Genomic DNA, 235 nt, shown 5'->3' on the forward strand with positions numbered 1-235 from the left:
AGAACATAAACCATTTTTCGCGGCGTTATTTAAAAGTAACAGCACATTATCGTTTCAAAAAAAGTTATTAACTTTCATCATGGGTGAAATAGAGAAAAAGTTAAACACAAACACATCAATAAATAAAAACATCGATAAACACATTATTTTAAAGTTTTTAGGAACGGCTGTAATGGGCATTTTAGAATCTTACGTGTTAGACGAAATTGATAGTGATGTTGAGTATGTTGCGACG

1 protein-coding gene is annotated in these 235 nt (G+C 30.6%); it reads left to right on the forward strand.

Annotated elements, in window-relative coordinates; all coding sequences use genetic code 11:
• The coding region (locus MR083_RS27350; protein ID WP_242270139.1) for a TetR-like C-terminal domain-containing protein at positions 1-235 on the forward strand (235 nt) is incomplete at both ends.

The organism is Bacillus cereus group sp. BfR-BA-01408, from assembly GCF_022663305.1.
GTDB lineage: Bacteria > Bacillota > Bacilli > Bacillales > Bacillaceae_G > Bacillus_A > Bacillus_A pacificus.